Source organism: Polyangium sorediatum (assembly GCF_029946465.1).
GTDB classification, from domain to species: Bacteria; Myxococcota_A; Polyangia; order Polyangiales; family Polyangiaceae; genus Polyangium; species Polyangium fumosum.
Genome location: NZ_JARZHI010000148.1, coordinates 1 through 7,560, shown reverse-complemented (window position 1 = coordinate 7,560; position 7,560 = coordinate 1). Strand labels below are relative to the sequence as shown.

1 protein-coding gene is annotated in these 7,560 nt (G+C 67.6%); it reads right to left on the bottom strand.

What is annotated here, in order from left to right; translation table 11 throughout:
- Positions 1-7,522: non-ribosomal peptide synthetase (locus QHF89_RS49480; RefSeq protein ID WP_284722007.1), on the bottom strand; the 7,522-nt coding region annotated here is incomplete at its 3' end.
- Between the last annotated feature and the right edge of the window lie 38 nt (positions 7,523-7,560).

Sequence of the window (7,560 nt, the reverse complement as noted above, 5' to 3'; positions counted from 1 at the left end):
ACACGCACGCGGCTCCGTTGCACAGCGATATCATCCAGTCGATGATCGCCCCGTCGAACGCCACCGCTGCGCTCTGCAGCACGCGATCGCTCGGATGGATCACGAAATGCTCGCGCTGGAATGCCACTCGCGCGGCCAGCCCCCGGTGCTCGTTGACCACAGGCTTGGGTTTGCCCGTGGAGCCGGAAGTGAACACCACGTAATTCGCGTGCTCGGGCCGGACGCCGCTCTCGGGCAGCGTAGCCGGCTGCGACGCCCATTGCGCAACGTCCGCGTCGAGCCGCACCACCGTCACGCCGGACGCCGTAAACCGGCTCTCAAGACTTTCGTGCGTCAGCAGCACCGGCGCCTGCGCTTCGGACAGCAGGAGCGAGAGCCTCTCCGCCGGATACGCTGGATCCAGAGGCACGAACGCGCCGCCGGCCTTCAGGATCCCGACCAAGCCCACCACCATGTCGAACGACCGCTCCACGCACAGCGCCACGCGCACCTCGGGCCCGACGCCGAGGGAACGAAGGTGGCGCGCCAGCCGATTGGCCTGCGCATCGAATTCCCCATAGCTGAGCTGCCGGCCGTCCTGTTCGAGCGCCACCGCCCCAGGCACCTTCGCCGCCTGCTCCGCAATGAGCTCGTGAATGCACCGGGCAGCGGGGTCCACCTTGGGCGTGTCGTTCCACGCAGCGAGCTTCTCCGTTTCCTCTTCGGTCAAGAGGTCCAGATCCGACAAACGTTTGTCCGGATGCTCCGCGGCATCCGTCATGACCGTCCGCAAATAGCTGCACAACCGCTCCGCTGCCGTGCGCGAGACGCGCCTCATGTCGTACAGGACCTCCAAGACGGTCCCTTCGACCGAGTGCTGCACGGAGACGGCAAGCGCGTCCTTCGCCGTCGCCATACCCTCGTGCACCGCACCAAGGAAGGGTGACCACCCGGCCGCATCTCCGGTGGTCGGAGGCGTCACCTCGAAAAAGGCCACGTCATACAGCGGGTTCTCCCCGGCATGCCGCGAGAGCCCCTGATCCTGCACGACGATGTCGAACGGCAACGCCTGGTGCTCGTACGCGTCCAGCGACGTCCGTCGCGCGCGAGACAGCAGCTCGGCAAACGTCGGGTTACCCGAAAGGTCGGTCCGCAGCACGACCGTGTTTGTGAAGAAGCCGAGGAGGAGAGATGCGCCCGGTGCCTCGCGGTTCGCGATCACCGCGCCCAGCCCGAAGTCCTTCTGGCCGCTGTAGCGCGACAGCACCGCCGTCAGAACCGCGTACCACGCCATGAACGGCGTACAGCCGTGATCACGCGCCAACGCTTGCAGCGCGCTGCTCGCATCCGCTGGAATGCGGACCTTCACACTCGCTTCGGGGCCGGGGCCGCCCTCCGAGGCGGGCCGAAGAATCGGCAACTGGAGCCGCGGCACACCCGCGAGTTTGTCCTTCCAGTACGCACGCGAAGCCCCGAATCCACCACCCGTCAGCGCATCCTGCTCCCCCCGAGCATAATCGTCGAATTGGTACGAGAGCGCCGGCAAACTCGCCGCATCGCCGCGGCAGCACGCCTCGTACAGGCGCGAGAGCTCGGAGAGCAGCACGCCGCTCGACCATTCGTCTGTGATGATGTGGTGCTGCAGGACCAGCACGACATGCTGCGCGGACGACACGCTCACCACGAGCACCCGTGTCAGCGGTCCCGCTCCGAGATCGAAACGCACCCCGATCTCGGCCTCCAGGAGCGCGCGCAGGGCGGCTTCCCGCGCAGTTTCGGGCAGCGCCGAGACGTCCTCCACGCGCACCGGAATCGATACCCTCTGCGCCACCACCCGCCTCGGCACGCCGTCCACCTCGGGATACGTCGTGCGCAGGATCTCCTGCCGCTCCGCGAGCAACAACACGCTCTGGCGCAATGCCGGTTCCGAGAGCGCACCTCGAATGACGAACATCTGCGGGACCTGGTACGACAGCGCCTCGGGCGAGAGTTTGTCGGCGAACCACGTCCGCCGCTCGGTCCCCGAGAGGTCGGCATACGCTGAATCGGCCGCGCCGCGCGGAGCGGGCGAAACGCCTGCCACGGGCGCCGGCCGCTTCACCATTCCATCCAGCGACGCCGCCAGGGCCGCCACCGTCGATTGCTGAAGCAGCGTCGACACAGTCAGCCCGAGCCCGAGCCGCGCTTTCACCGCGGACACGAGACGCACCGCCAAGAGCGAATGGCCGCCGAGCAGGAAGAAGTCGTCGTGGACGCCGATGGGCCGCACTTCGAGCAACTCTTCCCAGAGGGCCACGAGCGCGCGTTCCGTCTCGGTCCGCGGCGCCACGTACGATGTCTCCGCCCCGCCGCGCGTCGCCTCGGGTGCCGGCAGCGCCTTGCGATCCACTTTGCCGCTTGGATTCAGCGGCAGCTCCGTCAGCCGCACGAATGCAGACGGGACCATGTACTCCGGCAGCGTCGTCCCCAGGTGCTCCCGCAATGTGCCTGGCGCCCACGTCTCCTCGGCAGCCACCACGTACGCTACCAACCGCTTGTCGCCCGACGCTTCCTCCCGGGCCACCACCACGCAATCGCGCACCGACGCGTGCGTCACGAGCGCAGCCTCGATTTCCCCGAGTTCGATCCGGAATCCTCGGACCTTCACCTGATGGTCGATGCGGCCCAGGAACTCCAGCGCGCCGTCCTCCCTCCAGCGCGCAAGGTCGCCCGTGCGATACATCCGCGCACCCGCCTCGGGCGAGAACGGGTCAGGTACGAATCGCTCCGCCGTCAGCTCGGGGCGATTCAGATAGCCTCGCGCGAGCTGCACCCCCGACAGGTAAAGCTCCCCCGCTACGCCCACGGGCACCGCGCGCAGTTCGTCATCGAGCACGTACGTGCGCGTGTTGTCGATCGGACGCCCGATCGGCACCGGCCCCTCCTCCTCCGGCCTGCACGCGTGGCTCGTCACATCAATGGCCGCCTCGGTCGGGCCATACAGATTGTGAAGCTCGCCTTTGCTCCCCGCATACCAGGACACACGCAGGTGCGCCGGCAGCGCCTCGCCGCTCGCGAACACCAATCGCAGCGACGCACGCTCCCGGGGCTCCGTCGCCGCAAGAAACACCCCGAACATCGACGGCACGAAATGCGTCACCGTGACCCCGCGCTCCCCCATCAGCGCAGCGAGATAACGCGGATCCTTGTGACCCTCGGGCGCCGCAATCACCATCCGGGAGCCCTCCAAGAGAGGCCACCACAGCTCCCAGCCCGACACGTCGAATGACAGCGGCGTCTTCTGCAACACCGCGTCGCTCGCCTTCAGCCCGTAAGTGCGCTGCATCCAGCGCAGGCGGTTGTCCACCCCGCGATGCGTGTTGAGCACTCCCTTCGGCCGACCCGTCGAGCCCGACGTGTAAATCACGTACATTGCATGGTCCGGACCTACCTGCACGTCGGGGGACGTGAGCGGTTGCGCCTGCCAAGGGGCCGCGCCCGCATCGAGGTAGACCGTGACAACCTCATGCGCGGGCAACCTGCCCTCCAGGCGCTCCTGCGTCAGCAGCACCGCCGGACGCGCGTCCGCCAGCATGAAGGCCAGCCGATCCCGCGGATAACCAGGGTCGAGCGGCACGTACGCGCCGCCCGCCTTCAGAATGCCGAGCAGCCCCACCACCATCTCCAACGAACGCTCGACGCACAGCCCGACACGCACCTCCGGGTCCACGCCCAGCGCGCGCAGGTGGTGCGCCAACTGATTCGAGCGCTCGTCGAGCTCCCGATAGGTCAGCTCCTCCTCGGCGAACACCAAGGCCACCGCGTCGGGCGTCCGCGCCGCCTGCTCCGCGAACAGAACATGAATGCACTTGCACGCGGGATACGCCACCTCCGTGTCGTTCCAGGCAACGAGCTGCCTGTGCTCTGCCTCGGTGAGCGTGGCAAGCTCAGACAATGGTTTGTCTGGGTGCGCGACCATGTCGAGCAGCAGGGTGCGCAGGTGCCCCCAGATCCGCTCGACGTCTTCCCCGCGAAGAGCTGCGGGGTTCCACATCCAGCGCAGGTCGAGCGTCTTGCTCGCCACCACCGCAATGGTCAGCGGGTAGCTCGTCTGCTCGAAAGACCGGAAGTTCACGATCGGCAGCACCTCGGCCTGCTGCGCCGCCTCGTCCACCGGATAGTTTTCGAAAACGAGGAGCGTATCGAACAGCGCGCGACCTCCGCCCACCGCGCTCGCCCGCTGCACCTCATAAAGGGGGGTGGCCTCGTGGGCGCGCAGGTCGACCTGCTCGGCTTGCAGCCGCTGCAGCCATTCGACCACACCTTCCGAGCCCGACCACCGGGCCCGGAGCGGCAGCGTGTTGATGAACAGGCCGACCATCCGCTCGATGCCGGGGATGGGCGCGCTGCGCCCGGAGGTCGTCATGCCGAAGACGACATCCGGTCGTCCCGTATAACGGCCGAGGATCTGCGCGAGCGCGCCTTGCACCACCGTGTTCACGGTCAGGCCATGTCGCCGCGCGAATGCCGTGAGCTCCGTGGTCTCGGCAGCCGTCAACGAGTCATTACGATTCGCGTGCTCCCGCGTCGCCTCGGCGGGCATCGCCCCGGGCGGCAGGAACGGCAGCCGCGTCGGCTCATCGACGCTGGCCAGGTACGTGGCGAAGAAGGCTGCCGAGGCCTGTTCGTCCTTCGTTGCGAGCCATGCGATGTAGCGTTCGTACGGCGCCGGCGCCGGCAATACGAGCCTGCTCCCTCCCCGAAGCGCGGCATAAGCGGCCTGCAGCTCACCGAGCACAACCGGCATCGACCAGCCGTCAGACAGGATGTGATGCGTGCTGTTCAGCATCCACGTCCTGCCTCCGGGCATGCGTACGAGCACGACCCGCGACAGGGGAGCGTGCGTGAAATCGAATCCGGCCGCACGTTCCTCGCGCTGCAGGGTTTCCCACCGCGCCTCGGCTTCGGCCGCGTCCAGCGAGGACCAGTCGTACGTCGGCATTGAGAAAGAGACGTGGCGATGCACGACCTGCAGCGGCTCCGGAACTCCCTGCCATACGAACGACGTCCGGTAGACCGCGTACCGTGCGATCACGGTCCTCCACGCGCCTTCCAGGGCGGCGGCGTTCACCTCGCCGCCCAGCTCGAGCGCGAGCTGGACCGTGTAGGTCGGCGACTCCGGCTCATTCAGGGCGTGGAACAGGAGCCCCGCCTGGAGCGGCGAGAGCGGATAGACGCTCTCCACGTCGCGCATGCCCCCGAAGAGGCGATCCAACACTCCTTGCCCGAGCCGCGCGAGCGGAAAGTCCGAAGGCGTGTATCCAAACGCTTCGCTCGACGTGCAATGTGCGATGAGCCGGCGGAGGGAGGCGACGAACCGCGCCGCGAGCTGCTCCACCGTGGACGCGTCGTGGACCACGGGGCTGTAGGTCCATTCGAACCGCAGGCGTCCCTGCCAAACCCCGCCGTTCACCGCCAGCGTATGCCACAGCCTCATCCGTGGGCTCGTGGCCCTCCCCGTCGGCTCGTCCGCCGGCCCAAGCAACCCTCGGCCCTGCGCCGCCATATCGAGCTGCCCGAGGTAGTTGAACACCACGGGCGAATCGACCGACAGCGAGGCGCGCACCGCCGCGTCCGGATGCGCATACCGAAGCCAGCCATACCCCACGCCTCGGCTCGGCACCGACCGGAGCTGCTCCTTGATCCCCTTCAGGAGCGCCGCAGGATCCTCGTTCCCCGGCACCGTCAGCCAGACCGGGAACATGGCCGTGAACCATCCAACGGTGCGGGACACGTCCACGTCCTCGACCAGCGCTTCGCGCCCGTGCCCCTCCAGGTCGATGCAAACCGTATCCATCTGGCAAAATGCGCGCAGCGCGGACGCGAGCGCCGAAAGCAGGACGTCATTGATCTCGGTGCGGTAGGCCGAGCTCACGTCCTGCAAGAGCGCCCGGGTCTCCTCCACCGAGAGCTCCACGTCCACCGTGCGGCTCTCGCCGACCGTGCCCGGCGCCACGTCGCGATCGAGCGAAAGCGGCGTCACGCCGCGCCCGCATTGCGCCTGCCAGTAGCCGAGCTCCTCCGACAAACCACCGCCTGCAATGAATGCATGCAGCCGCTCCGACCACTGCCGGAACGACGTCGTCTTGGCGGCGAGCTGCGGTGTTTGTCCGGCCAACTGGTCCTCGCAGGCGCGCTCCAGATCTTCGTGCAGAATGCGCCACGACACGCCGTCCACGACGAGGTGGTGCACGACGAGCAGAAGTCGCGTCCCTTCCTCGCCGAGATCCAGCCACGCCGCGCGGGCGACCGGGCCCGTGAACAGCGACAGCCCCCCTTGCAAAGCGTCGGCCACGTTCTGCACGGCAGCTTTGCGTGCCGAGGACGGCACCGCCGAGAGGTCTACCCGCTCGAGCGGCAGCGCCACTTCCTCCGCGTGGCGTTGCACCCACCCCGACTCCGCGCGGTGATACCGCAATCGCAACGCGTCGTGTTGCCTCAACACGACCTGCAATGCCTCCGCCACGATCTCGGGCGACAGCGTGGACGACGGCGTCCACGTCATTGCCTGATTGAAATGGTGTATCTCTTCGGGGTCCTTGCGCAGGAACCAATGCTGGCTCGGCGTCAGCGAGACCCTGCCGGTCACCGCGCCCTGCTCCACCAGGGCTGCGCTGGAACTGCGCGCGGCCTGCGAAAGCTCCGCGACCGTCTGGTGCATGAACATGTCGCGCACCGTCAAGTGCAAGCCGGCACGCTTGGCTCGCCCCACCACCTGGATCGCGAGGATCGAATCGCCTCCGAGCGCGAAAAAATTGTCGTGGATTCCCACGGACGCGGCGCGCAGCACCTCCGACCAGATCTCCGCGAGCGCTCGCTCCGCCGCCGTGCGCGGCGCGGTGTAGGCGGCCTCCGCGACCTGTCGCGTGTCTTCCGGCGCAGGCAGCGCTTTGCGGTCCACCTTGCCGTTCGGCGAGAGCGGCAGCGCGTCGAGGAAGACGAAAGCCGACGGAATCATGTACTCGGGCAGCCTGCTCCGCAGATGCTCGCGCAGCGCACCCGCCTCCGGCGCGCCGTCCTTCCCCACCACGTAAACGACGAGGCGCTTGTCCCCCGGCGTATCTTCACGCGCCACGACGACACACGACCCCACCGCGGCGTGCGACGAGAGCGCCGCCTCGACTTCGCCGATCTCGACCCGGAACCCTCGAATCTTCACCTGATGGTCGGCTCGACCCAAAAACTCAAGCTCCCCGTCCTCGTTCCAGCGCGCGAGGTCCCCGGTACAATACATCCGGGCCCCTGGTTCCTTCGAAAATGGATCCGGGACAAACCGCTCCGCCGTCATGCCGGGACGATTCAGATACCCACGGGCGAGGCCCACCCCCGCGAGGTGGATCTCCCCGGCCATTCCGACGGGCACCGGCCGCTTCGCGCCATCGAGCACGTGAATCTGCACCCCGTGAACCGGTCGACCGATCGAAAAATTCTCCGGACGTTCTGCATCAAAATACGCTTGCGCCCCGAAGATGCTAAACTCGGTAGGGCCATAGGAGTTCAGCACCCTCCGGCCCGTCGCCCACTGCGCCACGAGCGCGGGCG